This is a genomic window from Phycisphaerales bacterium, from assembly GCA_035627955.1.
Taxonomy (GTDB): Bacteria; Planctomycetota; Phycisphaerae; order Phycisphaerales; family UBA1924; genus JAEYTB01.
Map to the genome: position 1 here is coordinate 71,700 of DASPKU010000002.1, position 26,392 is coordinate 98,091.

Consider the following 26,392-nt stretch of genomic DNA (forward strand, 5'->3'; position numbering starts at 1 on the left):
TCAGATTCCCCGATCCTGCCTCTCGCTCGTCTTTCTGCCTTCCCTCCGCGTCCCCGCGTCTCCGCGAGAAATCACTCCGGGATCGGCACCAGGAAACTCGGCTGCGCGCTCGCCTTCGCCTGGTTCTTCACCTTCACCAGCAGCTGCGCCCCGTTCACCAGGTTGAACGGGTACTTCCGCCGCGCCTCGCTCAGCGCAAACGACTCCCGCCCCGGCTTGGTCACGTCGTGGTCCTTGGGCCCGAACACCCCCACCGTCACCATGCTCCCCCGTTGGCCGTGGTAGTAGAACGCCTCCTCACCCTCGCGCCGCAGGTTGTTCACGGCCTGTTCCGCGTTCTTCCTGAACTCCGCCAGCTCCTCCGGCTTGGGGTGGTTCACATTCAAACGCGTGTACATCGCGATCTGCAGCGTGTACAGCGCATCCTTCCCCCGCGCCTTCTTCACGCTGCTCAGGTTGTACTCGGGGATCGACCCCTCCAGCGCCTCAAACGGCGGCGGCACCATCACCGCACCCCGGAACGGCCGCTCCCCATCGACCTCGATCCCCTGGATTCGCTCCAGGTCCCGCCCCGCCTGCGGGTCATCCGGCCCCGAGTACCGCCCGTACGCCACCACCACGCTCTTGCCGCGCTGCTCGGTGTACGCCTGCGGCAGCCCCCCCACCGTCCGCACCTTCTGCAGCGCCGTCGCCGCCAGCTCATTCGCCTGCTCGCCGCTGGCCGCGACAATCACGATCGACCACGCCGCCTGCCGCGCCTCACCGCCCGGCGCCCTGGGCGCGCTGTTCATCACCTCCGGCGCTTCCTTCGCAAAGGGCTCGAACGCGAGCTTCGGCTGCTCCGCCGGGCGAGCCTCAGGCTTCGCCTGGTCCTTTGCCGCTCCACCGCCGCACGCCCCCAGCATCACCACCAGCGCGCACAGCGACGCCACGCCCCACGCCCGTGCAAACCTTGAAACTTTGAGGCACGAAAAAAACCCTGCTCGCATGCTCGTAGGCCCCTCTCGTGTTATCACCATAAGTCCGCACGCCCGCGATTGTTGCACCCACTTTAGGCCCGCCGCCGTATTTTGCAGTGTTCGGTGACGCACCGGCCGATAGCTGTGTCGCTCATCCCGGGATCATGTGTGCCCGGTTGAGTTGAAGACGCGAGGATCGCGTTCTGAAGGATGGCCTGGGGGCCCCTGGACGACCGCCCACTGCGCCCTGACCAAGGAGCTTCGCGCTTCATGTCCGAACTCGCACCCATCGGCCCCGGCCGCCTCGCCAGCATCAACCCCGCCACCGCGGCCGCCGCCCGCGCCGCCTACCGCCCCGCCACCAGCGTCGAACGCGGCGATGACGAGGTCCACGTCTCCACCGCCGCCCACCTCATGGCCAAGCTCCGCGAGAACCCCATCCGCGAAGACCTCGTCGCCGAGGTCCGCGAGCAGATCCAGCAGGGCACCTACGAAACCCCCGAGAAACTCGACGCCGCCATTTCCGAACTAGAGGGTGACCTCTAACCGATAGATCTCCATAGGGTGGCACGATCCGTCTTCGGGTCGTGCCCCTCCAACAGCCAACCCAGCGGCAGACAACCCAATCCACACAAACCCCGAGGAGCGGGCCCCCCAAAGGCTCGACTCCTCGGTTCGGTTTTGAGCACGCCTCCGCGCCGCGGCCGCGGCGCACGCCCTTAGCCGGGGCGTGGCGTCCTCGACACCCCCGGATCGCTCGTCGCCCACATCGTCTTCGCCCCAGCGGGGCGAGTGAAGGTTTCCAAGTGTGGCTCTGCACCCCAGGGGGCAGCACCCGAGCATCCCGTTCCTACCCGTTCCCCCTCGCTACCGCTCCGAACGCGCCGGCTCCCTCCCCACGAGCGCCCTGCTGATCACCGCGCCGGTGCCCCTCGCAGGCGACGCCGCGTACATCAGCGGGGTATTCCCCCAATAGTCCAACGCTTCGGGGTTGGCGCCATGCTCCAGCAGCAGCTCGGCGACCTCGGGCCGCTCATAGAGCGCGGCGTAATGAAGCGGCGTCTTGAGTTCTCCGGGTGCTGGCTGGCTGGGGTCCAGCCCCGCGTCCAGGAACACGCTGGTAAGTGGAGCCCCCCCGAAACCGCGTACGAGATCAGCTGCGGGTCGAGCTTCGCCCCGCCCTTCAGGAGTTCACGTGTCGCCTCCACGCCGCCGCGGCTCACCGCGAGCCAAAGCGGCGTTTGAGGCATGTCGAACTTCTCGAACAAGAGCATCGCCGGAACAATCCGCCTGTTCGGAATGGTCGCGACCGCGTTGGGATCATGCCCCGCGGCGAGAGCCGCCCTCACCCCGTCCGCATCGCACCGATGCGCCGCCTTGTGCAGATCCGTGGCATCGCCCCAGCCCGCGTTGTGCGGCCGGCGCAACCAACGAGGTGCACAAGGCAAACCACGAGAATCGCGATGATCCGCATCACCAACTCTAGCTCGGCGTGGGGCGAAGTGATCCTCTCGACGACCTGCCACTGAGCAATGTCACTATTTGCGGCCAGGCTGGCGCGGCAAAGATGCTCAATCGCCGCGAGCGCAACCGCCGCACCGGCGTAACGCCAGTGACACCCCCGCCGTGCTCCTGAGCACCGGAGGTGCGCCCAACCGGTAGCCCAGGGCGCGAGCCCTGTGTTCCGTTCGCGCAACGCATCCGAGCGCCGAAGGGGCGGCACTTCATTCGGCACCATGCTGTGCCGTGCCGCTCAAGTGCATCCCACCTGATACATGCCCTGAATGCGACCGTCGTCGAACTCTACCGAACAAGTATCGGAAGCTTGTTACCGCCCCGCGCCCTGCCGTACTGCGCCTGCGCCTCCTTGTCCTCGGACAGCGGCTTCGAATCCGCGGGCAGGCTGTGCCGAAGCGTCGCGAATGCACCCGCCCACACCCGCTCGAACTTCCGAGTTGAGTCCGCCGTGTCGATGCTCTCGAACGTGTCCTTCGCCATGTCCCCGCGCGTGTACTCCGTCATGACGCCGCCCTTGACAGCACCGATGGTCATACTGCCTGCATCCGGCGCGAGGCCGCGGTTCTGCGGGACGCCGGGATCAAAGAACCCGATGGTCTCCAGTTCGGCAACCAGCGCCCGCACCTTCGCCCCGTCAACACGCGCCGCCCGCTGTTTCCGGTCTGGTTGTTTCTGATCCTCCGGAAAGATAATGAGCCCGTCATCCCACGCGGCCAGCAACAGCCCGCTGTGCCCAGGCCCGTGACCGGCCTTCTGATAGATGTAGAACGCCACCTCGGGCTTCGACGTGCCCGCACGCTGTGTGCTCTCCTGCCTCCCGTGAGGCGCAACTCCCACAACACACGGAACCATCACCAACGCTGTGGCAAGGACGGCGCTGCAGATCCTCATGGCGGCCTCCCTTTCTCAGTCTATCGACGCCCAAACGTCGCGCCTGTAACTACCGCGCGCATTGCCGGCCTTCACGGTGATGCGTCGACCGCGTTCGGGCCCGCGGTCGCTCCCGCCGCGCTCCTCAGCACCCGAGGTGCGCCCAGCCGGTAGCCCAGGGCGCGAGCCCTGGGTTGCGTTCGCGCAACGCATCCGAGCCCCCGAGGGGCGGCACTCCGTGGCGCTCGATTGTCGCAGTTCTTTACGAACGCGCGCCTTCCGCACCATCGCTCGTTTTCCGGTGTTGTGCTCACCGTCGCAGCAGCACCGGACTCAACCGCCGAAACACGCCGACCATCAGCCACATCGAAACAGCATAGCCAACCGCCGCAATCAACCACCACGGCCGCCGCGGGTACCACCATTGCCACCGCTCATCGGGCTCGCCCAGCGTGCTCCCCGTCGCGCACACCGCCAGCATCTGATCCATGTATGCAGCGGAGCTCACGATTGCATCACGTATCCCAGGATTGGCGAACCCGCTCCCCCACTCCTCCAGATCGGCCACGGTGACAGTGTTCGCCAGCTCCATGCGACGCCCCCGAGCATCCGTGAGCACCGCCCGCCTCAGCAAGTCCAACAACCGCACCGTCGCGACCTCGCCCTCATCGGTCCGCACCGTCATCGTCACCGACGGCCGCGGCACACACACCGGCCAGGTGCCATAGTCCTGAGAGCTCTCTCCATCCCTTGTCCCCCGCGCCCTGAACTCCGCAGTCCACCCCTCGTGCACGAGCGTGTACCGAATCGAATCCACATAGGTCCGCGGCGAGTACTCCATCACCACGAGGACAAACACCCCCGTGTACAACGCCATCAGCAGCACGCGACAGAACCACTTCAATACAGCCGGAGGGTCATACAAGTACTCGTGGCTTCCCCCGCGAAGCGCTCCCTCGCCAGCCAACTCCTGACCGCACTCTGGGCAGCGCTCGACACTCAAGCCTTCGAGCGAATACCGGCACTCAGCGCAGCAGTCCACGCCGACGAACCTGCGCGCGATTCCAAACGACGTGATCAAGACGAGCACGAATGCAAACAGCAGCAGCCCCGCGATGACTGCAACGTGCATATCGGAGCGTACCGCACCAAGGCGCGGCCAGTTTCAGCCCTCCTGCTGCAGTTCCCCGCCCCGCCGGCCATGACCCTCCCATGTCCTCCTATGCCTCCCATGACCTCCTATGACCTCCTATCCCACTCTCCGCCAACTACTTACACCGATGCCATCCAAATTCCAAACAACTCCCCTTGACACCCCAACCAAATCCCGTATTCTCCCCCCATCATGGTCGCCCCGAGCCCACACCCAGACCTCCCGCAGCGGCACCTGCTGACCGCGCTCCTGGAGCTCGACGCCGACCTCCCCGCCGTAGCCGCCCGCACGCGCACGCCCCTCGATGAGCTGACCGCCTGGGCACACTCGGGCTCCGTGCAGCCCTGGCTCCAGGCCCACCGCCAGTTCGCCACCATCGCCCGCGAGCTCCAGGACCTCCGCCGCTCCTCCCGCGCCCTCGACCACCTCGAAGAGCTCGCCAAAACCACCGACAACCCCATCGAAAAACGCCGCATCCTCACCGCCATCCTCCGCGGCTCCACCACCATCCTCCATGCACGCCGCGCTCCGAAGCCTGTCCCGGAGGGAGGGGCGAGTCCCTTCGACGCGTTCAGTGGGCAACTGGGCGAGCACACGCCTGGCGTCTCGAGTGGGCCCGCCCGTCCGCACCAGGCGCCGGCAGTCCACAACGTCAAGTCTGCGAACCCGCTCGACATCCTCAAAGAACTGGAAGCCGCCGAGGACTTCCTCCGCGCTCAAAGCACAGCGCCGCCGAACCAATCAACCCAGCCCAACCCCCACACACCGACCCCACCGACACCGCCGCGCACGCCGTCAATGACAACACCACCGCCTCTTCACCCGCCCACCTCCGCGCCGACCCTGCTCACGCCCCTCTACCACCAGGACGCGCCGGTCGCAAAGCCGCGCCACCCGCGCCGTTCCGCCGCGCACCTGCTCGCTGCCGCCGGCCTCCCCGCCCCCTGACTGCGCCAGCGCATCACAACAGACGCAACTCCAGCGCACACGGCGTCAAGGTTGTCACTTGCCGCATGTGCGTTGCCAGACTAGATGCCTAGGTGGCTTAACCGAGGCGTCCAGGCGCTCAAGGATTGCCTTGCCCGCACTCCCCCGCCACCTCCACCACCGCCCCCGCCACCCCCTTCACCACCAGCGTGAACCGGCGCGGGTCAATCGTCTCCACCGTGTCCGTCGGCTTGTGGTAGTTGGGGTTCCGGAAGTTGGCCGTGTCGGTCAGCATCACCGCCGGCACGCCCGCGCCGTAGAACGGTGCATGGTCCGACCGCAGCAGGTCCGGCAGCGCCATCGGGAACGCGTACGCGTTCACCTTCAGCTCCTTCGCCGCGCCGGTCATCCCCTTCTCCAGCGCCTTCACGAACGCGGCGTCGCGCTGGAACCCAACGAGCGCAATCCCGTCCCCCACCGTCGGCGGCTCGAACACGCCCTTGATCGGCGGGATCGGACTCTTCTGGCTCCCCGGCTCATCGGAGAAGTAGCCGATCGACTCCAGGCTGATCATGCCGATGATCTTCTCCTTCGGCTTCGCGTCCGCGGCCGCACCCTTCCCCTCCTGCGCCGCCGGGCCTTCCTCCGCTTTCCGCTCTCCGCTTTCCGCCTTCCCGCTCTCCGCTCCCTGCTCTCCGCTCTCCTTCTTCCCGATCACCCCCCTCTCGCGCAGCTCCTTCACATACTGCGACGCCCCCACCAGCCCCACCTCCTCGAGGTTGAAGAACACCAGCCGCACCGTCCGCTTCATCGGCTCGTCCTTCAGCACCCGCGCGAGCTCCAGCAGCCCCGCCGTGCCAGAGCCGTTGTCGTCCGCGCCCGGCGTCCCCGGCACCGCATCAAAGTGCGCCGCCACGATCAGCACCTCGCCCGGCAGCTCCTTCCCCACGATCTCCACGCTGATGTTGCGGTACGTGTGCTCCTCGGGCTTCGCCGGCTCCTCGCCCGCCTCCCGGTTGAACCGGCGCGCCGGCAGCGCCCACTTGAACTCGTGCACCTTGGGCGTGTACCCCAGCTCCTTGAGCGCCGCGATCAGCTGTTCCTCGGTCTTCTTCAAACCCTCGCGCGACGCCGCATCACCCAGCGCCGCCCGCGCCGTCGGCAGCGACCGCAGCGTCGCCATCAACCGCTCCTGCTCCACCTTCTCCTCAGGCCCGGCCACCGCCGCGCCCGCCAGCACACACACCAGAGCCGCAGTCCACACCTTCTGCATCACACACCTCTTTCACTCGCCCCACTCTGTGCGACTTTCTCCGTGCTCTCCGTGCCTCCGTGTTTGGTCTTACTTCCCCCGCAGCCGCTCCGCCGCGATCATCGCCGCCCCGAAGACCCCGGCCGTGTCCGCGAGCTGGCTCTCCACCACATCCACCTTCTTACACGCGGCCGGGAACGCGTGTTCACGCACCGACGCCTCCACCCGCTTCACATACTCCTTGCCCAGCGCTTCCGTCAGCCCGCCCCCCAGCACCACCCGGGGCAGGCTCAGCACCGTCACCATGTTCGCGATGGCCATTCCCAGCTCGTGCGCCGAGTGATCCACCACCTGGCACACCAGCTTGTCCGGCTTGCCGCTCCCGTGATAGAACTGCGCCAGCGTCTTGCTCTTGATCTTGTTGTACTCCTGCCCCACCTCCGACGTCAGCCGCGTCTTGTGGTTGCTCTTGATCAGGCGCACCAGCCGGTCGACCACGGCCGTGCGCGAGCACGCGTTCTCCAACGTGCGATCCCCCAGCGCCCGCCCAGGGTGCAGCACCGTGTGCCCGATCTCCCCCGCGCTGAAATGGCAGCCGTAGTACAGGGACCCGTTCAGGATCAGCCCCCCGCCAATCCCCGTGCCCACCCACACACCCAGCAGGTCCTTCGCGTTCTTTCCTGCCCCGATCCGGTTCTCCCCCACGACCGCGACGTTGACGTCGTTATCAAGGAACGTCTTCACCTTCAGCTTGCGCGTGAGGATGGCCGCGAGCGGCACGTCATTCCACCGCAGGTTCACGGCCTCAACCACCACACCCTTCACCGGGTCCACCGCCCCCGGCGCGCCGATGCCGATCGCGCCGACGCCGGCAACCGTCGTCCCTGCGTTCTGGCACGCCTCCTCGATCCCCTCGACGATCCGCGCCACGACCGCGTCCTGCCCCTCATCCGCCTTCGTCTTCCGCTTGGCCTGCCCCAGCATCTTCCATTCGGGCGACACCAGCCCGATCTGCATGTTCGTGCCGCCGAGATCGATCCCGATAAGAGGCTTGGGCATGAGGGACTCCTGAGAGCCCCAAACGTTAGTCGTGGTCAATCGTCAGCACCGCTGGCGCGAGTCCATCTGATCTATACGTCCTATCAGTCCTATAGGTCCTATGAGTCCTATCGACGCCTAGTCCGCTCCCCCACCCCCGCGCTTTTTGCCCTCCCACGGCTTCTTCTCCGTCTTCTCGAACGCCACGCCGCCCACCAGCCGCACCATCCCCGGCCCCAGCTCCGTTTCCACGGCCTTGATCAGGTCCGGTTCCAGTCGAATCCGCAGCTGCGCATCGGCCGCGAGAATCGCGACCTGGTCTTGCGTGCCGATCACCAGCTCGATGGGCAGCATCGGAACCGCGACGGTCGGCTGCTTGGGCGGGGCGGTGATCAGCCCCGCCACCTGCTTCAGCACCGTTGGCGCCGACCCGTTCAGGCGCAGCTCGTCCACCATCAGCCGCACCTTGCCGCCGTCGAGTGGTACGCCGTCGATGGGCGCGAGCCGGTCGATCACCAGCTGCGGGTCGCCGCGTTTGAGGTCCACGCGCCCCAGCACAAACACGACCTTTTCTGCCTCGGCGAGGTGGCCGTACTTCGCGTAGCCGTCGGCGAAGAGCGGGCAGTCGCACGCGCCGAAGGAGTCTTCGACGGTGAGGATCGCCATTTTCTGCCCGGCATTGCGCCCGTTCTTGAGCACGATGGTGCGGGCCGACTGCACCATGGCCGCGATCACCGCGCGCTGGTCCTGCTGCATTTCCTTGATGCTCGCCGTGTTCGCGGTGGTGAAGATGCCGGCCCAGCTCTTCCACCGCTCCAGCGGGTGGCTGGACACATAGAACCCGAGCGCGTCCTTCTCGTTCGCGAGCGTTTCGGTCTCGCTCCAGGGCTCGGCCTTCGCGAGCGTGATCACGGGCGCCTTGGCCGCGGCCGCAGGGCCCGGCCCGCCAAAGAGCGCCGCCTGACCCGCCGCCTTGTCCGCCGCAGCCCGCGCCCCCGCGCTGAGGGCTTGCTCGATGGACGCGACCATCGCGCTGCGCGTCGCCCGCCCGTGCACGCCGTCGAACGCGCCGCACTTGATCAGCGCCTCCAGCGTGCTCTTGTTCACGCTGCCCGGGGGCATCCGCTCGCAGAAGTCAAACAGGCTCGTGAACGGCCCGCTCTTCTGCCGCTCGGTGATGATCGCTTCGATGGCCTTATCGCCCGCGCCCTTCAGGGCCTTGAGGCCGAAGCGCACGTGGCCCTGTCGCGCGATCCGGGGCTCGCTGTCGTCGTACACCACCGCGAAGTCCGACAGCGACAGGTTGATGTCCGGCGGGCGGACCTCGACCCCAACCTTGACCTGCACGCCCGTGTCCGCGTCGATGAACCGCGTGCGGCGGCAATCTTCGAGGTAGGGGATCCAGTCGCTGACCTTGTTCGCGCCCGACTCGTACGTCAGGAACGCGGCCATGTACTGATTGGGAAAATACGTCTTCAGGTACGCCGTCTGGTACGCCACGATCGCGTAGCCGGTCGAGTGGCTCTTGTTGAAGCCGTAGCCGGCGAACTTGAGGATCAGCTCGAACAGCTCCTCGGCGCCCTGCTTGGTCAGCCCCTGTTTCTGCGCGCCGTCGACGAACTTGGGGCGCTCCTTCTCAATTTTGTCGTGCTTCTTCTTGCTGATGTTCTTGATGAGCGAGTAGGCGTCGCGAAGCTTGATGCCGCCCAGGCCGTGCACGATCTGCATGACCTGCTCCTGGTACACCATCACGCCGTAGGTCTCGCTGGTGTAGCGGTCGACGATGTCGTGGACCTTGGGGACTTCCTGAAGGCCGTGCTTGCGCTGGTTGTAGTCGGGGATGAGGTCCATCGGCCCCGGCCGGAACAGCGCGTTCGCGGCGATGAGGTCCTCCAGCCGGTCGGGCTTCATCTCCACCAGCAGCCGCCGCATCCCGCCGGATTCGAACTGGAACACGCCGGTGGTCTCGCCGCGACGGAAGAGCTCGAACACCTTCTGGTCGCGGAAGTCCAGGCGGTCGAGGTCGAGCGGGTGGGCGCGCGAGGCAGGCTCTTTGCCGCTCTGGATGGAGGCGTAGTCCGCGCCGCGCCCAACCGCCTTCCAGATCTCCTCCTCGCTGAGCGTCTCGCGGATGAGCTTGAGCGCCCGCGCCACGATCGAGATCGTGCGCAGGCCCAGGAAGTCCATCTTGAGCAGGCCCATCTTCTCGCAGGTGGGCCCGTCCCACTGCGTGACCACTTCGTTCTCGGCCGAGCCGCTGGCGCGGTAGAGCGGAACGATCTCGTGCAGGGGGCGCGTGGCGACGATGACGCCGGCTGCGTGCACGCTCGCGTGGCGGGCCTGGCCCTCGATGCCCATCGCGTTGTCGATGAGCTGCTTGACCGTGCCATCGCTGTCGTACAGCTTCTTGAGGTCGGGCTCGGCGGTGAGCGCGTCCTCCAGCGTCATGCCCAGTGTTTCCGGGATCAGCTTCGCCAGCCGGTCGACGTCTGCGAGCGGCATCTCCAGCACGCGCCCGACGTCACGCACGGCCGCGCGGGCCTTCAGCGTTCCGAAGGTGATGATCTGCGCCACGTGCCCGTACTTGTTGCGGACGTAGTTGATGACGTTCCCGCGCCCGTCCTGGCACAGGTCGATATCGATATCGGGGTACTCGGAGCGGTCGGGGTCGGTGAACCGCTCGAACAGCAGCCCGTACCGCACCGGGCACGCGTTGGATAACCCCAGCACGTACCCCACCATCGTGCCGACGCCCGAACCACGGGCCAGCGCCGGCACCCCGTTCTGCCGGCCCCAGTTCACGAAGTCCCACACGATCAGGAAGTACGCGGAGATGTTCTTACCGCTGAGGATGCCGAGCTCGCGCTCCAGTCTCGCGAGCCTCGCCTCTGCTTCATCATTTGAGGTTTGAGCTTTGAGCTTTGAGCTTTCCCGCGGCCCATACCGCCACACCATCCCCGCCTCGGCCAGCAGCCGCAGCGCCTTGTCGCACTCGGTCTTCGCCTCGGCGACCAGCCCCTTCCGCTCCTCCTCGCTGCACCCGGCCGGCACCTGGAACGGCACCACCTCGAAGCACTGGCAGTAGGCCTTGTACCACGCGGTCAGGTCGCCCCCGAAGCGCGGATCGTCGTGCCTGGGCAGCTCACCGAGCGGCCAGCTCTCCACTCCACCTCCGCCCCCGCCCCCGCCCCCGCTCTCCGCTTTCCGCTTTCCGCCTTCCGCTTTCACCCTCACCCGCACCGACGGCGCATGGTTCGCCCCGATCGGCAGCGTCACATTGCACCGCTCCGCGATCTTCACTGTGTTTGCGATCGCCTCGCGCCCCGCCTCGCCGTACTCCTCCATCACCTCGCGCATCTCGCGCGGGCTCTTGACGTAGAGCTCGGTCGGGTACTTCATCCGCTGCGTGTCGTGCTTGCTCTTGCCGGTGCTGATGCAGATCAGCGTGTCGTGGCTGTCGTGGTCCTCGGCCCGCAGGAAGTGCGAGTCGTTGTCGCACACCAGCGGCAGAGAGAGCTCCTTGGCCAGCTTGATGAGCAGCGGGTTGATCGCGTTCTGCTCCGGCACGTGGTGCTGGAGCTCGATGTAGAAGTTCCCCTTGGGCAGGTGCTCGGCGTGCCACCGGGCCGACTCCACGGCCGCGTCCCAGTGCTTCTTGTCGCTGCTGCGCACGTAGCTCAGCAGGTGCTCGCCGATCTCGCTGCCAAGGTGCCCGTTGATCGCGATCAGCCCCGCGCTGTGCTTGGCGAGAATCTCGCGGTCGATCCGCGGCTTGTAGTAGAACCCCGTGAGGTACGCCTCGCTGCACAGGTACAGCAGGTTCCGCCACCCCTCGTCGTTCTCCGCCAGCAGCACAAGGTGGAACCCGCCCTCGCCCCCGCCGCTGTACGTCCGGTCCGTCCGCGGCTTGCCCGGGGGCGTCACGTACGCCTCCACCCCCAGGATCGGCTTGACCCCCTTGTCCTTGCACGCGGTGTAGAAGGCCACCGCGCCGAAGATGTTGCCGTGGTCCGTGACCCCCACGGCCTTCATCCCCAGCTCCGCCACCCGCGCCACCAGCTTGTCGATCCGGTTCCCGCCGTCCAGCAGCGAGTACTCGGTGTGCAGGTGCAGATGCACAAACTCGCCCATATCGGGCTTCGTACCAGGTGCAGGGGTGGTGGTCGGTCCATCGGCCATACCTACAGGATACCGATTCGCCCCGGCTCACCGGCCCGATTCCACTGAACCGACATCGTCACCACACTGAAACCACAAACCGCCGGCTCCCTAGAATCTTCCCGTGTTCACCATCACCACCATCCGCCAGAAAGCGACCTCGATGGGGCGTGTCATCGAGGTGGTGCAGCGGCAGCCCAGCTGGGTGTCCCGCGTGGCCGCGTCCGCGGGGCTCATTGTCTGCGTGCTGATCGCTCTTGCGATCCTCATCCCGGTCGCCATCGTGATCGCGGTGGTCTTCCTCGCCGGCATGGCCGTCAACGCCGTGCGCCGTCTCTTCACCCGCACCTCCGCCCCCAACGGCCTCCTCGACGGCCGCCGCAACGTCCGCGTCGTCCAGCACGAGCCGTGACCCTCCGCAGGGGGCTGACTCATCCGCTGCCGCACCTGCCACTACGACCTCTCTGGCCTGCCTCCCCACGCCGGCGTGATCGCCTGCCCCGAGTGCGGCCAGTCCTCGCTCATCGAGACCACCCCGCCGCGCACTTACCTCGACGCCCATTGCCGCGCCTGCGGCTACGCCCTCCAGGGCCTGGACAAGCCGGACGGTTCCGCGCAGTGCCCCGAGTGCGGCAAGGTCCGCGAGACCAACGAGCCCGACGGCCCCGGCGTGATGCCCGACTTCGGCATGGCCCTGGTCGTCATCATCGTCCCGATGATCACCTTCTGGGGCGTGTGGCACTTCACGAGCAAAGGACTCCCGAACGCTCGGCCTTACCTCGTCCCTTTCCTCTGCGCGGCCATCCTGTGGGGCCTCTTCGCACCGCTCCTCGTTGCCAAGTACCGCGCCCGTATCTACGCCGCCCGCCCGCGGATCGTCTTCGATGAGGTGGCCGTGGGCTATGTCAGCACGCTGCTGGCCGCGTTCCTGTTCGGAGTGTTTCTTCTGATGCTCCGCTAAGCGCCAGCGCTGGTAGCCTCACCCCATCCGATGCCCCGGTGCCCCAACTGTCGCTACGAACTCTCAGGCCTGCCCGCCGCAGGGCGGGTGGTGACATGCCCCGAGTGCGGCGAGTTCTGCTCGAGCAGGGGGCGTGTGCCGAACGGCAGGCGCTGGCTGCGGCACCTCACCATCATCACAGCGCCATCGCTCGTCGCCGCTGTGTTCATCGCGATCTTGTCGTTTCTCGTGGAGCAGGAGATCGGGGAGTTCGGCCACCCGACCAATCGAAGTGAGGCGTGGGACCTGCCCGTCATCATCTCGGTGTGTTTCGCGTGGGTCTGGTTCATCGCCGTCACGCCGGTGCTCGTCACCCACGTGCTGCGTCAGAAGAAGTACGAGGGAACTCCCTCGGTCATCGCGGCCGCGGCATCGCCGCCGCTCTGCATCGCAGTCATGTACCTGGGCGCCATCATCGGCGAATCGCTCGCACGGCTCTGACTCAGCTCACCAGCGACCCCCACGCCTCCACCAGCCTCTTCGAAACCTCCCCTACCACCCCGTCGCCGATCTGCTCGCGCTCGACCCGCACAACCGGCAGCACGCCCCAGCTGCTGTTGGTCAGGAACACCTCGTCCGCGCCCAGCACATCATCAATGGACAGCATCCGCCGCTCGACGTCCATGCCCTCCGTGCCGCACCAGTCCATCACCCACCGCCGCACGATCCCGGGGAGCACCGGGCTGGGCATCGCCGCTCCGCTGGGTACCCCGCCGCTGCGCGGCGGCTCTTCGCCCTCATCATCCAGCCCACCCCCCGCAACCTCCTCCTCTTCACCGCGGGCAATCGGCGTGTAGATCAGCCCATCCTTCACCACGAAGGCGTTGCTCACGCACCCACCCGCGAGGTGGTTGGTCACCTGGAAGATCAGCGCCTCGCCAACGCGCTTGGCCGCGGCGTTCTGCAACTCCCGCAGGCGCGGCCAATAGTTCAGCGTCTTGTGCCCTTGGAACGGGTCCAGCGGGTTCACCCGCAGGTCCGCTACGACTACCGAGCTCCCGCGCTCGAACATCTCCGCCGGGTACTGCGTCGCCGGCTGCGCCACGATCATCAGTGTCGGCGACACGCCCTCGCCGGCCGGCCCCGAGGACGACACGCCCGGCCGCCCCAGCATGTTCAGGTCGCCGCCCGTGATCGTCAGCCGCACCCGCAGCCGCTGCTGGTCGGGCATCTCCTCGCCCGCCTTCTCCACCGTCCGCCGCACCGCCTCCTCGAGGGCGCCCACGCGCAGCGATTCCGACAATCCAAGCTGTCGGGCTGAGCCCGCGAGCCGTCCCACATGCTCCTCGAGGTGGATAGTCCGAAAACCACCACCCGCCGTCCTCACCGCCAGCAACGTCTCAAACAGCCCTACGCCGTGCTGAAAGCCCGCGTCGAACGCGGAAATCACCGCCTCGTCACGCGAAAGAAAGCGACCATTCAAGAAGACCGTGGCCATGCCCCAACCATAGCGGCCACGCTCTCAGGCCCGCGCGTGGACTCACCGGAGTGCACGCCCATGGCCGCGCCCCACCTCAGCACCGACGGCCTCTCCTGGACCGCCCTCGCCATCGCCGTCCTGCTCCTGGCGGTGATCGTCCTCGTCGCTGCCGTCGTCTACGTTATCCGCCACAAGCCGCGCGACGGGCCGACCTGGGCGCCCTCGATCCTCGGCATCGCCCTGGTGGGGTTCGGGCCGGCCGTGCTCGATGCGACCAGTGGCGAGGCACCTGGCAACGTCGCGTACGTGCTGGCATTCGCGGGCCTGCTCGCGCTGACGTTCACGATCACCCTGGACTACCAGCACCGCAGCAAGAGCCAGCTCGCCCGGTTCCGCAACGCGGTGCAGGAGGTTCACACCAACGTCGTGGTGTACCGCATGCCGCGCCAGCAGGCGCTCAGGAAGTCGCTGCTGAACCTCAGCGAGGATGAGCTCGCGGACGCACTGCTGTTCCTATCGAGCCTTGGGATGCGCTAGCGCCCCCGCTCTCAGCACAGTGCCCGACTCCGATGCACAACAGGTGACCGTGTTTTACGCCCAACTGTCTTTCCTCCGCGCAACTCCGCCCTTCCGCGCAACTCCGCCCTTCCGCGCAACTCCGCGTACCTGCCTTTACGCCTTCCTGAACACAAACACCCCGCCATTGAAGTCGCACACGATCGCGTCCCCCGCCCCGAACTCCCCGCTCAGGATCCGCGCGGCCAAGGTGTTCTCCACGCGCTGCTGGATCGTCCTCTTGAGCGGGCGAGCACCGAACGCAGGGTCCCAGCCCTCCGTCGCCAACTCCGCCTTTGCGATGTCAGTGAGCTCCAGCGACATGCCCCGCTCGGCGAGCCGCTTGCGCAGGCGCGCCAGCTGGATCTCCACAATCGACGACAGCGCCTCCTTCTTGAGCTGGTGGAAGATCACGACCTCGTCGATGCGGTTGAGCAGCTCCGGCCGCATCAGCCCGCCCTGCATCGTCATGGCCGCGCGGCTCATGACCTCTGTCACCTTCGTCGGCAGCCCCGCCGCTCTGCCGAACTCCTCTGCCATCAGCCCGCCGGGGCCGCGCTTAAGCAGTTCGCGGATCGCGGCCTCGATCTCCCAGTCCTCTGCGCCCTGGCTCGTCAGCTCCTGGATCTGCGCGGATCCGTAGTTGCTGGTCATCACAATGATCGTGTTCTTGAAGTCCACGGTGCGGCCCTGGCCGTCGGTGAGGCGGCCGTCGTCGAGCACCTGGAGCAGGATGTTGAACACGTCGGGGTGGGCCTTCTCGATCTCGTCCAGCAGCACCACGCAGTAGGGCCGCCGCCGCACCGTCTCGGTCAGCTGCCCGCCCTCGTCGTAGCCGACGTAGCCGGGGGGTGCGCCAATGAGGCGCGCAACTGCGTGCTTCTCGCCGTACTCGCTCATGTCGATACGCACCATCGCCTCCTCGGTATCGAAGAGGAACTCCGCGAGTGCGCGGCATGTCTCGGTCTTGCCCACGCCCGTGGGGCCCAGGAACAGGAAGCTGCCGATCGGCTTGTTAGGGTCGCTCAGCCCGGCGCGCGAGCGCCGCACCGCGTCCGCTACTGCTTTGAGGGCGTGCTCCTGGCCGACCACGCGGCGCGAGAGCTGCTCCTCCATGCGAGTGAGTTTCTCGCGCTCACCCTCAACGAGGCGCGACACGGGGATGCCGGTCCACCGCCCCACCACCTCCGCGATGGCCTCGGCGTCTACCTCCTCCTTCACCAGGGCCTCGCCCCGGTTCTTCTGCTCCTCGAGGGCTTTCTCGCTCTGTTCGAGCTTGAGCTGCAGGTCGCGGAGCTCGCCGTAGCGGATGCGGGCGGCGCGTTCGAGGTCGCCGCGCCGCTGGGCCTGCTCGAGCTCGACCTGCTTGCGCTCCATCTCTTCCTTGATGTCCTTGACAGCATCGAGGCCCTTCTTCTCCTGCTCCCAGCGGGCTGTGAGGGCGCGGTTCTGTTCGCCGAGTTCGCTCAGCTCTCTCTCCACGCGCTCCAGCTCGCGCAGTGTCCCTGCCTTGGTGGCACCGGTCTCCCGACCGGTGCTTCCTTCGGCTTCGATCCGCAGCGCCTCGCGCTCGATCTCCAGCTGCATGATGCGGCGCCGCAGCTCGTCCAGCTCGCTGGGCATGCTGTCGTTCTCGATCCGCAGCCTGGCCGCAGCCTCGTCGATCAGGTCGATCGCCTTGTCGGGCAGGAAGCGGTCGGCGATGTAGCGGTGGCTCAGCTGCGCCGCGGAGAGGATCGCGCTGTCCAGGATCCGCACGCCGTGGTGCGCCTCGTAGCGCGGCTTCAAGCCGCGGAGGATCGCCACCGTTTGCTCTACTGTCGGCTGATCCACGAAGATCGGCTGGAACCGCCGCTCGAACGCGGGGTCCTTCTCGATGTGCTTGCGGTACTCATCCAGCGTGGTCGCGCCGATGCAGCGCAGCTCGCCACGTGCAAGCACCGGCTTGAGCAGGTTGCCCGCGGAGACCGCGCCCTCGGCCGCGCCGGCGCCGATGATCGTGTGCAGCTCGTCAATGAACAGGATGATCTCGCCCTTGCTGCCCATCACCTCCCGCAGCACGGCCTTGAGCCGCTCCTCGAACTCGCCTCGGTACTTCGCGCCCGCAAGCAAAGCGCCCACATCGAGGGCCATGATCCGCTTGTTCTTCATCCCGTCGGGGCAGTCGCCGTTCACGATCCGCTGGGCGAGCCCCTCCGCGATCGCCGTCTTGCCCACACCCGCCTCTCCGATCAGCACCGGGTTGTTCTTGGTGCGCCGGCTGAGCACCTGCATGCACCTCCGGATCTCCTCGTCCCGCCCGATCACCGGGTCGAGCTTGCCCTGCTGGGCCCGCTCGGTGAGGTCGATCGCGTACTTCTTGAGGCTCTCGAAGTTCTGCTCGGCGTTCTGGTCGGTGATTTTGTCCACCCCCGAGGCCTTGCGGATCGCGGTCACCGCCTCCTGCACGCGCTTGTGGTTGACTCCCACCGCCGCGAGCACGTCCCGCGCCGGCCCGGCGAAGTCGGTGACCGCCAGCAGCAGGTGCTCGCTGCTCACGTAGGCGTCGCCCATGCGCTTGGCCTCCGCATCCGCCTTCGTCAGCACCTCCATGATCGCCCGCCCTGCGGAGCCCGCGCCGCTGCTGGTGCTCGGGAGGCGGCTCAGCTCGGCCTCGGCCAGCTGCGACACCCGCGCCGGGTCCGCCCCGACCTTCCCGATGACCGACCAGGCGGGACCGTTGCGGTCCGTCAGCATGGCCGCGAGCACGTGCAGCCCGGTCACCTCGGGGTTGCTGCGGGTGCTCGCGAGGCTTTGTGCATCGGCCAGGGCCTGCTGCGCGGCGGTCGTCATCCGGTCAGGTCGCATCGGTTCCTCCTTGAGACCACCCACGCCCTGTACGGCGGCGGTCAGGTGGTGAACATGCAACCGGCGCGCCACTTTCCGGCCCATCCGGAAAGCCCAGGGATCACGATCGCTGGGCTTTGTCACCAACTCACGCCCCGGGGACTGCCACTGTGACACCCTGTTGAGTGTGCCACGCCAAAGACTTATGCGCCGCGCGGGTGCCATGGACTCAACGCGGCTCTGAGCGGTGAGTTGATAGTGCGGCTACCCGGCAACCACCTATCCAGCCGGTCCGTATCCCTCTCTGCCCGCGTCACCTGGAGTACCACCGCCCCCTCCCGCCGGCAAACGCCCGGCAAACCGTTTGACGAGGGGCCACACTTGGGTTACAAACTCACCCCGCCCCTCACCCGGGGCCCCACTGGAGTCGCCGCATGCTCAGCAAGGTCCGTGTCGTTGGTCTTCTCGCCCTCGTCGCCGGCGCCTCGACCCTCGGCGGCTGCGCCAGCAGTGTCGACGGCGACCTCTCCCCCGGCCTCGCCACCCTCAGCGGCCGCGCTGTCGACTACGGCAACAGCCGCGCCCACGCGTGGGACACCAACTACCGCACCCTGAAGGAAGACTGGGCCCGCGGCTTCGCCTTCACCGACCGCCCCAGCCGCCTCTCCCCGGCGCCCATCCCCCACTGATCGCCACCAACAAGCCCGACGCGCACGCGAGGGTCTTCTGCTTCGACACTCAAACGAATAAGGGCCCTCGCGGGCCCTTGTTTCTTTTCCCAGGTTGTAGCGCCGCGCTCACGCCGCCGTGTACTGCCCGCGCTCGACCTTCTTGAACATCTTCCCGTTCTTGATCAGGCACTGGTTCACGATGGTCCGGAAGTTCGCGGCCGTGGTCTGGTACCCGGCCTTCTGCACCGCCTCGGCCACCTCCGTCACGCCCATCGTCTTGCCCTTGAGCACCTTGGCAAGCGCGTCAGCGAGGTTCATCTCGTTCCGAGCCCGCTTGCGCCCCGGCACCGCACCAACGCGCCCCACGCGCACAGCGCCCGTCGCCGCCCCGATCTCCCGCAGCTGCGCATCGATCACGCTCAGCTTGGAAACAAGCTTCGCCCGCTTGCGCTGCAGCACCTGCGCGGCCTTCGCACGGCGTGCCAGCTCCGCCTGCAGCTCAATCATCGAAAGATGCGACAGTCCAGACTTCCGGCCCATGTGTCATTCCTCTTTTGCCGGCCCGGAGTTTGGCGTGGGGCCTTGCACGCATGATCTCTCAGATATGAGCCTGCGGGCTCAATGATCGCACAAACCTGAGTCGCCGATTCTACATGCACGCCGGCGCGAAACCTATGTCACGCGTCGACAAATATGTTCGTGCAATGTTCGTTCGAACTAGTGCGCCCGCACGTTCAGGCGTTGCAGCAACCCATCGAAGTGATCAAGCCCGTAGAACTCGATGCACAGCCGGCCGCGCTTGCCGCTGCCGGTCGTGAGGATCTGCACCTTCGTTCCCAGCTGCTGCCCGATCTGCCGCTCCAGGTCCCGCAGGTGCGCGTACCGCGTGCTCAGGTCTTCCATGGGGTCGGCCTTGCCCCCCTTGGCCTTGCGCTCCCCCACTTTCGCGGCGATGCTCTCGAGCTTGCGCACCGAGTAGTTGAACGTGTGCGCCTCGCGTGCCAGCCCCACCCGCTGCGGCCCCGCCGGCGCCGCGAGCAGCGCCTTGCCGTGCCCCGCGCTCAGCTCGCCTTTGACGATCATCTGCGCGATCTCCGGCTCCAGCTCGCACAGCCGGATCAGGTTCGCAACCGTCGACCGCTCCAGCCCCACGCGCTCGGCGAGCTGCTGCTGCGGCAGGTTGAACTTTTCGCCCAGCGCCTTGAGCGCCCACGCCCGCTCCATCGGGTTGAGGTCCTCGCGCTGCACATTCTCGACGAGCCCCCACTCGGCGCTCTGCTCGTCGCTCATCGGCCGCACCAGAGCCGGGATCTTCTCCAGGCCCGCCGCCGTCGCTGCCCGCCACCGCCGCTCGCCCGCGACCAGCTCGTACCGCCCGCCCGCGATCGGCCGCACGATAACCGGCTGCATCACACCCGCGCGCTTGATCGACTCCGCCAAGCGGGCGATCGCCGCGTCGTCGATGACCTTCCGCGGCTGATACCTGCTCGGCTCAATCACCGCCACCGCGATCGACTGAAAGTCCGATAACCCAGAGCCCTCGCCATTAGCCGGCGTCGCAACAGCCCTATGTTCCTGCGCTGCAACAACTTGCGTCTCAACCGCCACCGGCACCGCCGGCGTATCCAGCGCCAGCAAACTGCTCAGCCCCCGTCCCAACCGCCGCGCCGGCGACTTCACTTCCACGGCCGCGCCCTTCTTCGCATCCATGCGATTCTCCTCTCAGTTGTCGATCTCGCGCGCCCATGGTAACAAGCACCGCGCCGCCGCGCGCCGGAGTTCCACATGACAGCCAATCACGATTCGCTCGAGGTCGAGGTCATCGCCCGCGGCCTGTGCGTCCGCAACAACCGCGTCCTCCTCTGCAAGAACCTCAAGCACGACTACTTCTACCTTCCGGGCGGGCACGTCGAGTTCGGCGAGACCGCAGGCACGGCGCTGGCCCGGGAGCTCCAGGAAGAGGCCGCGATCGACTGCAAGGTCGGCCGCCTGCTCCTCGCCCACGAGCACATTTTTCGGCAAGGCAGGCGCGTGCGGCATGAGCTGAATCTGGTGTTCCACGTGGAACTGCCCGATGTGGAGGTGGTGAGCCAGGAGGAGAAGATCTCCTTCGAATGGGCGGACCTCGGCACGATCGGCGAGCGGGACGTGCGCCCGGAGGCCGTGCGGCTGTGGCTCGCGAGGCCCCTCGACGGCTCGTTCAAGTGGATAAGCGAGTCGCTGACTTGAAGGCAAGTGGGGTGTTCATCCTGCCGATAAGCCAGTGCGATGCCCCCACCATCCGCAAACCAGAACCTGGCGATGAACGCCGAGCTGCTGCACCAGATCGAGTCGCTGCAGCGGGAGGTCGCCTCACTGCGCACCGACCTGGCGCGGGCTGAGCAGCTGGCAACGCTCGGGACGCTCTCGGCGATGGTGGCGCACGAGGTAAACAATTTGATGACCCCTGTGATCAGCTACGCCCAGATGGCGAAGGCCCGCCCGCAGGATGCGGAGCTGGTGGCCAAGTCGCTCGAGCGATCAATCAGCGGGGCCCAGCAGGCGTCGCGGACCGCGAACGCCATCCTGCGGCTGGCGCGCGGGCAGGACGGACCTTGCGAGTGCGATGTGGGCGGCGTTCTAGACGACGTCATCGCGTGTGTTCCACGTGGAACACGCCGGGATGTCGTGATCCGCACGCATGCGGAATCCTCGCTCGTGGCTGCCGCGAGCCCTGTCTCGCTCCAGCAGATTGTCCTCAACCTCGTCCTCAACGCCCTCAAGGCGGTGGGAGGGCGAGGCACCATCGACATCCGCGCGTCCACGCGTGGCCCTGACGTCCTCATCGAGGTTGAGGACAACGGGCCAGGTGTTCCGAAAGACCTCTCTCCCCTGCTCTTCAAACCCTTCGCGGCACAGTCGGGCTATGGAACCGGCCTGGGGCTTTCGATCTGCGATCGTCTTGCGAAGCAGGCGGGCGGCGAGGTTTGGCTGGATCGGGTCGGCGGCCCGGGCGCGAAGTTCTGTGTGCGTGTTCCCCGTGGAACAACTACGTCCGCGGCCGCGGCTTAGGCGGGGACGATGACGACATCTTCCGGGGCGATGCGCACGTGTGAGACGTTGGCCCGCACTGCGCCGGGGTTCAACACCGCCATCTTGACCGTCACGCCGCCGGGTAGCTCGAGGTCGTGCTGGACCATCTCGCCCAGGTAGATCGAGTCGAGGACGCGGGCAGGCACGGTGTTCGGGCCAGCAGCGGCGGCGGAGTTGAAGGCTTCGGGTCGGATCGAGACCAGGACCTCGGCACCGGGGGCCGCGCCCTTGGGAATGGGTGAGCGGGCGAGGAGCGGGCAGACGGGAGAGTCGAGGTGGATGCCCTGATCGGTGACGCGGGCGATCTTCGCGGCGATGAGGTTGGTTTCCCCGAGGAACTCGGCGACGAATCGCGAGCTGGGCTGGCGGTAGAGGTCTTCGGGGGTGCCGATCTGCTGGACGACGCCGTGCTTCATGATGGCCACGCGGTCGGCCATGCTCAGGGCTTCTTTCTGGTCGTGAGTGACGTAGACGGTGGTGGTGCCGGCCTCTTTGCAAATCCTTCTGATTTCAGACCTTAGCTCTATGCGGAGCTTTGCGTCCAGATTCGAGAGGGGCTCGTCGAGGAGGAGGACGGAAGGTCTGATAACCAATGCCCTGGCCAGGGCAACGCGCTGCTGCTGGCCGCCGGAGAGCTGGTTGGGCTTGCGCTGGGCGTAGTCCTGCATGCGAACTGCGGCGAGGGCGTCCATCACGCGGTCGGTGCGTTCCTTGCCGGTCACTTTGCGGACATCGAGGCCGAAGGCGACGTTCTCGGCGACGGTCATATGGGGCCAGAGGGCGTAGCTCTGGAAGACCATGCCGGTGTTGCGCTTGTTGGGCGGGAGGAAGGTGACGTCGCGGGTCTGCGCGCCTTCGACAAACAGCAGCTTGCCGGAGGTGGGTTCGATGAACCCGGCGATCATGCGGAGGAGGGTGGTTTTGCCGCAGCCGGAGGGGCCCAGGAGGAAGAAAAGCTCGCCGGCGTCGATCTTGAGGGAGACGCGGTCCACGGCCGTGGTGACGCCGCCACCGATCCCGGGGAAGGACTTGGTGATCTGCTCGATGGCGATGGCGGTGCCCGCGGCGGCGGTGGGGGAGGGGCGGTGTGCAGTGGCTGAGGACATGGCGGCAAATGTAGCAGGCGGGGTGGTTGGCTGAGTTAGGATGCGCGCGTGCGGAAGCCCAGCCCAACCCAGCAGCTCGCGACCCTGCGGAAGTACCGCAACGCGCCCAAGCGCGATCTGTCCATTGGGGCCGAGGTGGAGCAGTACCGGCGGAAGTTTGCGCGGCAGGCGGGGGCGTTTGGCGGGCTCGATGATGCTTGGGCGGAGCTGGCGCCCGCGGGGCTCGCCGCGCTGGCGAAGCTGGTGAAGCTCACGCCCGGCGGCGTGCTGCACATCGAGTGCGCGGATGCGAGCGCATGCTTCGAGGTGGATCAGTGGAAGCGCGGCGGAGGCTTGGCGCTGCTGCGGTCCAGGTGCACGGTCACGCTGAAGGATGTGCGGGTGAGCGTGGCGAAGCGGCGGAAGTGAAGGCGGGTCTCTCGCGGAGACGCGGGGACGCGGAGAAAGAGGGGACAACGCTGACGGGCTTCGTGAGTTCGATCGTCTGCCGATTGCGATGCAACAATCAGGTGTGAGTGGAAACAGTCATCCGGTGGTGCTCTTCGATGGCGTGTGCAATCTGTGCACGTCGTCGGTGCAGTTCATCGTCCGGCGTGATCCGGAGGGGCGGTTCCGGTTTGCGCCGTTGCAGTCGGAGGCGGCGCGGGGGCTGCTCGGCGAGACGAGCGAGCGGCCGGACAGCATCGCGCTGGTGGAGGGTGGGCGCGTGTACTGGAAGAGCACGGCGGCGCTGCGGATTGCGCGGCGGCTGGGTGGACTGTGGCGGGTGCTGTATGTGCTGATCGTGGTGCCGCGGCCGGTGCGGGACTGGGTGTACAACATCATCGCGCGGAACCGGTACAGGTGGTTCGGGAAGCAGGACGCGTGCATGATGCCGACGCCGGAGCTGAGGGCGCGGTTCCTGTGAGAAGCGATAGGACTCATATGAGTCATAGGACTCATAGGAGGAGGCGCGGGGGTACTCGATCAAGGTCACCGGTTGAACGGCATTTCCTGGATCCAGTTGAAGCCGCGGCTCTTGATGAGGAATGAGTCGTCGGGGACTTTGGTGAGGGTGGCCTTGAGCATGCCGCCGGTGTACGGGCCGTCGATAGTGAGGGTGCCGTCGTCGTTGGTGATGAGCTCGAGCTGGTACATCTGGCCCTTGGGCGTGAGGGTGAGGGTCTTGTCGGCGTCGCTCAGCTTGAAGCCGACGGAGTCGCGCTGGTCGGTGTAGTTCTCGACGAGCATGGTGCCCCAGCGGGTGAAGGAGACGCGGCGCCAGCGGCGCTCGTCGGGCAGCTCGCGGGCGGGGGTGCCGTTGAGCGTGATCGAGGTGACCTTGTAAAGGCCGGCGAGCGGCGGCTTCGGGGGCGGGTTGAGGTACCGCTTCCAGGAGTAATAGGAGCCGTAGCAGCCCATGCCGAGGATGAGGATGACGGCCAGGGCGTGCACGCCCCGGAATGACCACTTCTGCCACATGTTGCACGAGGGCCACCACAGCGAGCATGGCGTGGTGGGGCGGTTGAGCAGGGTGACGCAGACGAGGCGGGACGCGAAGGGCATCGCGATGAGGGCCGCGGCGATCATGAGGTGGAAGGAGTAGAGCTTGACGGGGACGTCGTAGCACATGTTCAGCATGAACACGTTGAGCATGACGCCGAAGCACACCAACGCGCCGATGAGCGCGGTGCGGCGGAAGAGGAGCAGGCCGCCGCCGATGATCTCGGCGAGGCCGGCGAACATGGTGTAGGCAGGGGATGCGCCCATGAAGGTCCAGAGCAGGCCCATCATTGAGGAGTTGCCGTAGGTGGAGATGAGCTTCTCGGGGCTGGGCGGCTGGAACTGCGAGGGCGGGAACTTGGCGAAGCCGTAGCCGAGAAGGATCGCGCCGAGGGCGAAGCGCAGGTAGATGTGCCAATAGCTGAAGACGCGCGGGTAGGCCTTGCGGCGGAAATCGATGAGCGACCACACGAGCGCACCGAACGCGGCGATGCACAGGAACGAGAAGGCCTCGACCCACTTGAGCATGGTGTCGCCGGAGCCGGTGGGCTGGATGATGATGGAGCCGGCGCCGCTGTCGGGGAGGTGCAGGACGTTGGCGCCCACCCACTTGCACATGGCTTGCGTGGCCTGGTCCCACAGGCCGTAGACGGGCTTGCCGTTCTCCCAGGTGCCGGCGACGATGGCCGCGGCGTCGGCGAGCCACTTGAGGCCGGGTACCCACTGGAGGCGCGCGAGGTGGTCGAGGGGGAAGGGGAGGAAGTAGAGGGTGAAGTAGATGAAGGAGAAGCGGAAGAGAATGCGGTTGATCAGGGGCCAGCGGGCCTGCGGCCCGGGCGGGAGCGCGGCCTCGTCCAGCCTCTCGCGCTGGTAGCCGGGAAACATGGAGGGCTGGTCAGGGCTTGAGGGGGCGGGGGCCTCGGTGAGCGTGGTGGACATGCGCGTACCCCTTGAGTGATGGCCGAGCGGCCGGTTTCAAGAGGGATGCTGGACGCTGCGTTCTCCGGCAGTACAGCGGTCCCTTCACCTGCCTGCCCCGATTAGGGCTGCGGGAGCGCCTTCATCTTTGCCCAGACAGATTCGGCATCAAGGGTGAGGCAGCTCGGCTCCTTGTCGCCTGCGCTGACGACCATCTTGGGATACCCGGCCTTGTCCAGGCTCGCAGCGCCGTAGCGACGGAGAGCTTCGAAGACGAGGTCGGCCGGGCCAATCAGCAGGTCTCCCATCGCGAGGTAGTACGTGCCGGGAGGAAGCTTTGGCGGAGCCTTCTGACCATCCATGTCCATGAACACTCCTCCCTCAGGGCCAATCGGGAACGTGTACAACTGGTCGCAGTCGGCGGAGAGGAGGGTGACCGATTTGCGGACGCCGCCGTAGATCATCGGGGCCTTCCGGAAGTTCTGTACGTTGACTTCCACTGGGACGAGAACCGTCGGACCGGCCGGCCACTGCACATCGGGGAGAGTGATCACGGTGTCGTATGACGCATCTGCTGGGACCGTCACGTCCTGGTATATGACACGCCCCTGAGCGGCCACACGCGGAGACTTTTCGAGGGCGATGAAGTACGTACCGCGCTCGCCGCGTTTGAACCCACCCACACTGAAGCGGTTGTTCTTGGAGAGGAACAGGCATCGGCCGCGGGACCTCGAGGCGTACACAGGGCCGACGGGTTCGCCATCTTTGAGAACAATCCCGGTCGCGCTCACTGCTCGCGGAAGCGTGATGACCCCTGAGATTGATTTCTCAGTGTCCGCGATGGGGAACTCGTACCACTTGTTGAACGAGCGTTTGAGTGTCAGGGCTCTGAAGGCCGCGGCCTCGGCATTCTCGCAAAAGGGGTCGAACAGGAAGTTGGGATCGAAGGGGGCCACAACCAGCGTGGCGGGCCCACGTGGCACGACGGCGATGTCGCTGAACCCACTCCCATCGGGCCCCGTGCTACAGATGTCGTTATCTCCTGCACTTCCATTGCAGGTCGCGACAAAGGGGACATCGGGAATCCCGGCTCCTGTTTCGTCTCTGACGGCTATCTTGAACTCCACGGCACGCTCATCCGTGGGCTGACCGTGTGCGGCGAGGAATCCGACGATGGCTGCGGCGGCAACGTGGAGGTGCATTGATCGTGATCCAGGAGGACGAACTGCGCACAGCCAGCACGTTCACACTCGGTGTCCGAGCTGTTTACGAACCTCTTTAATTGCGAGCAGGTAACGGAGTGACTCGGTGTCTTCTTCGCGTTTACGAGTTTCACAGAGATCTCGGGGTCGACCAGGGAACAGCCAGAGTGCTCGTGACTTGCGGCGCGCTCGATCCGCCTTCGCGAGCCGCTGGTCAAGACTGAGACTCAGGTTCTCGCGGACTTCGGCGAGAACCTCGTCGTCG

Annotated in this window: 25 protein-coding genes; 11 read left to right on the forward strand and 14 right to left on the reverse strand. The window is 66.7% G+C overall.

All coding sequences use genetic code 11. The features are described from left to right. Nucleotides 1-71: 71 nt before the first annotated feature. On the reverse strand, nucleotides 72-932 hold the full coding sequence (locus VD997_02495; protein ID HYE60840.1) for a hypothetical protein: 861 nt from the start codon (nucleotides 930-932) through the stop codon (nucleotides 72-74). 297 nt (nucleotides 933-1,229) lie between these two features. Here VD997_02495 and VD997_02500 point away from each other — a divergent pair, with 297 nt between their 5' ends. Beyond that, the gene (locus VD997_02500) at nucleotides 1,230-1,505 is read left to right on the forward strand and encodes a flagellar biosynthesis anti-sigma factor FlgM (GenBank protein HYE60841.1); all 276 of its coding nucleotides are present in this window, start codon (nucleotides 1,230-1,232) and stop codon (nucleotides 1,503-1,505) included. Nucleotides 1,506-1,826: 321 nt separating this feature from the next. Here the strand turns inward: VD997_02500 and VD997_02505 are convergent, their stop codons facing one another. The 3 genes from VD997_02505 to VD997_02515 all read right to left on the reverse strand — a co-directional run bounded on the left by VD997_02505 (nucleotide 1,827) and on the right by VD997_02515 (nucleotide 4,479). After that, nucleotides 1,827-2,075, reverse strand: a complete 249-nt coding sequence (locus VD997_02505) for an ankyrin repeat domain-containing protein (GenBank protein HYE60842.1) — start codon at nucleotides 2,073-2,075, stop codon at nucleotides 1,827-1,829. Between the two features lie 687 nt (nucleotides 2,076-2,762). Continuing rightward, nucleotides 2,763-3,368: a hypothetical protein gene (locus tag VD997_02510; protein HYE60843.1), complete on the reverse strand. Its 606-nt coding sequence runs from the start codon at nucleotides 3,366-3,368 to the stop codon at nucleotides 2,763-2,765. Nucleotides 3,369-3,657: 289 nt separating this feature from the next. Continuing rightward, nucleotides 3,658-4,479: a hypothetical protein gene (locus tag VD997_02515; GenBank protein ID HYE60844.1), complete on the reverse strand. Its 822-nt coding sequence runs from the start codon at nucleotides 4,477-4,479 to the stop codon at nucleotides 3,658-3,660. Nucleotides 4,480-4,692: 213 nt separating this feature from the next. Here VD997_02515 and VD997_02520 point away from each other — a divergent pair, with 213 nt between their 5' ends. Continuing rightward, a complete protein-coding gene (locus VD997_02520) occupies nucleotides 4,693-5,448 on the forward strand; it encodes a hypothetical protein (protein HYE60845.1) in 756 nt (251 codons plus the stop codon). Nucleotides 5,449-5,566: 118 nt separating this feature from the next. Here VD997_02520 and VD997_02525 read toward each other — a convergent pair whose 3' ends face one another. The 3 genes from VD997_02525 to dnaE form a co-directional block, all read right to left on the reverse strand. Continuing rightward, complete coding sequence (locus VD997_02525) at nucleotides 5,567-6,700, reverse strand: M20/M25/M40 family metallo-hydrolase (GenBank protein ID HYE60846.1); 1,134 nt, start codon at nucleotides 6,698-6,700, stop codon at nucleotides 5,567-5,569. A 69-nt stretch (nucleotides 6,701-6,769) separates the two neighbouring features. Then, the gene (locus VD997_02530; protein HYE60847.1) at nucleotides 6,770-7,738 is read right to left on the reverse strand and encodes an ROK family protein; all 969 of its coding nucleotides are present in this window, start codon (nucleotides 7,736-7,738) and stop codon (nucleotides 6,770-6,772) included. 117 nt (nucleotides 7,739-7,855) lie between these two features. Next, nucleotides 7,856-11,896, reverse strand: coding sequence for a DNA polymerase III subunit alpha (gene dnaE, locus VD997_02535; protein HYE60848.1), 4,041 nt, complete (start codon nucleotides 11,894-11,896; stop codon nucleotides 7,856-7,858). Between the two features lie 103 nt (nucleotides 11,897-11,999). Between dnaE and VD997_02540 the strand changes: the two genes are divergently transcribed. The 3 genes from VD997_02540 (at nucleotide 12,000) to VD997_02550 (ending at nucleotide 13,316) form a co-directional block, all read left to right on the forward strand. Continuing rightward, complete coding sequence (locus VD997_02540; GenBank protein HYE60849.1) at nucleotides 12,000-12,287, forward strand: hypothetical protein; 288 nt, start codon at nucleotides 12,000-12,002, stop codon at nucleotides 12,285-12,287. A 75-nt stretch (nucleotides 12,288-12,362) separates the two neighbouring features. Then, nucleotides 12,363-12,836, forward strand: a complete 474-nt coding sequence (locus tag VD997_02545; protein ID HYE60850.1) for a hypothetical protein — start codon at nucleotides 12,363-12,365, stop codon at nucleotides 12,834-12,836. Nucleotides 12,837-12,971: 135 nt separating this feature from the next. Beyond that, entirely contained in the window at nucleotides 12,972-13,316 is a 345-nt protein-coding gene (locus tag VD997_02550) for a hypothetical protein (GenBank protein ID HYE60851.1), read from the forward strand. 1 nt (nucleotide 13,317) lies between these two features. Here the strand turns inward: VD997_02550 and VD997_02555 are convergent, their stop codons facing one another. Continuing rightward, nucleotides 13,318-14,313: an aminotransferase class IV gene (locus VD997_02555; GenBank protein ID HYE60852.1), complete on the reverse strand. Its 996-nt coding sequence runs from the start codon at nucleotides 14,311-14,313 to the stop codon at nucleotides 13,318-13,320. 60 nt (nucleotides 14,314-14,373) lie between these two features. On the opposite strand from VD997_02555, the gene VD997_02560 reads away from it, so the two are divergent. Next, nucleotides 14,374-14,832, forward strand: a complete 459-nt coding sequence (locus VD997_02560) for a hypothetical protein (protein ID HYE60853.1) — start codon at nucleotides 14,374-14,376, stop codon at nucleotides 14,830-14,832. 135 nt (nucleotides 14,833-14,967) lie between these two features. On the opposite strand, the gene VD997_02565 is transcribed toward VD997_02560, so the two are convergent. Then, nucleotides 14,968-17,697: an AAA family ATPase gene (locus tag VD997_02565; protein HYE60854.1), complete on the reverse strand. Its 2,730-nt coding sequence runs from the start codon at nucleotides 17,695-17,697 to the stop codon at nucleotides 14,968-14,970. Between the two features lie 413 nt (nucleotides 17,698-18,110). On the opposite strand from VD997_02565, the gene VD997_02570 reads away from it, so the two are divergent. Next, the gene (locus VD997_02570) at nucleotides 18,111-18,365 is read left to right on the forward strand and encodes a hypothetical protein (GenBank protein HYE60855.1); all 255 of its coding nucleotides are present in this window, start codon (nucleotides 18,111-18,113) and stop codon (nucleotides 18,363-18,365) included. A 108-nt stretch (nucleotides 18,366-18,473) separates the two neighbouring features. Here the strand turns inward: VD997_02570 and VD997_02575 are convergent, their stop codons facing one another. Then, nucleotides 18,474-18,854, reverse strand: coding sequence for a hypothetical protein (locus VD997_02575; protein ID HYE60856.1), 381 nt, complete (start codon nucleotides 18,852-18,854; stop codon nucleotides 18,474-18,476). Nucleotides 18,855-19,064: 210 nt separating this feature from the next. Continuing rightward, nucleotides 19,065-20,057 carry a ParB/RepB/Spo0J family partition protein gene (locus tag VD997_02580; GenBank protein HYE60857.1) on the reverse strand — a complete coding sequence of 331 codons (993 nt, stop codon included), beginning with the start codon at nucleotides 20,055-20,057 and terminating at the stop codon, nucleotides 19,065-19,067. 75 nt (nucleotides 20,058-20,132) lie between these two features. Here VD997_02580 and VD997_02585 point away from each other — a divergent pair, with 75 nt between their 5' ends. Then, nucleotides 20,133-20,576 (forward strand): NUDIX domain-containing protein, encoded by a 444-nt coding sequence (locus VD997_02585; protein HYE60858.1) that lies wholly within the window; start codon nucleotides 20,133-20,135, stop codon nucleotides 20,574-20,576. Nucleotides 20,577-20,615: 39 nt separating this feature from the next. Further along, complete coding sequence (locus tag VD997_02590) at nucleotides 20,616-21,398, forward strand: HAMP domain-containing sensor histidine kinase (protein HYE60859.1); 783 nt, start codon at nucleotides 20,616-20,618, stop codon at nucleotides 21,396-21,398. Here VD997_02590 and VD997_02595 read toward each other — a convergent pair. Beyond that, complete coding sequence (locus tag VD997_02595) at nucleotides 21,395-22,525, reverse strand: ABC transporter ATP-binding protein (protein HYE60860.1); 1,131 nt, start codon at nucleotides 22,523-22,525, stop codon at nucleotides 21,395-21,397. The two genes, VD997_02590 and VD997_02595, sit on opposite strands and share 4 nt — an antisense overlap. 48 nt (nucleotides 22,526-22,573) lie before the next feature. On the opposite strand from VD997_02595, the gene VD997_02600 reads away from it, so the two are divergent. Further along, on the forward strand, nucleotides 22,574-22,933 hold the full coding sequence (locus VD997_02600; GenBank protein ID HYE60861.1) for a hypothetical protein: 360 nt from the start codon (nucleotides 22,574-22,576) through the stop codon (nucleotides 22,931-22,933). A gap of 103 nt (nucleotides 22,934-23,036) precedes the next feature. Continuing rightward, entirely contained in the window at nucleotides 23,037-23,432 is a 396-nt protein-coding gene (locus tag VD997_02605; protein HYE60862.1) for a thiol-disulfide oxidoreductase DCC family protein, read from the forward strand. A gap of 65 nt (nucleotides 23,433-23,497) precedes the next feature. On the opposite strand, the gene VD997_02610 is transcribed toward VD997_02605, so the two are convergent. Both VD997_02610 and VD997_02615 read right to left on the reverse strand, forming a co-directional pair. Further along, nucleotides 23,498-24,946 carry a hypothetical protein gene (locus VD997_02610; protein ID HYE60863.1) on the reverse strand — a complete coding sequence of 483 codons (1,449 nt, stop codon included), beginning with the start codon at nucleotides 24,944-24,946 and terminating at the stop codon, nucleotides 23,498-23,500. 101 nt (nucleotides 24,947-25,047) lie between these two features. Beyond that, nucleotides 25,048-26,127 (reverse strand): hypothetical protein, encoded by a 1,080-nt coding sequence (locus tag VD997_02615; protein HYE60864.1) that lies wholly within the window; start codon nucleotides 26,125-26,127, stop codon nucleotides 25,048-25,050. Between the last annotated feature and the right edge of the window lie 265 nt (nucleotides 26,128-26,392).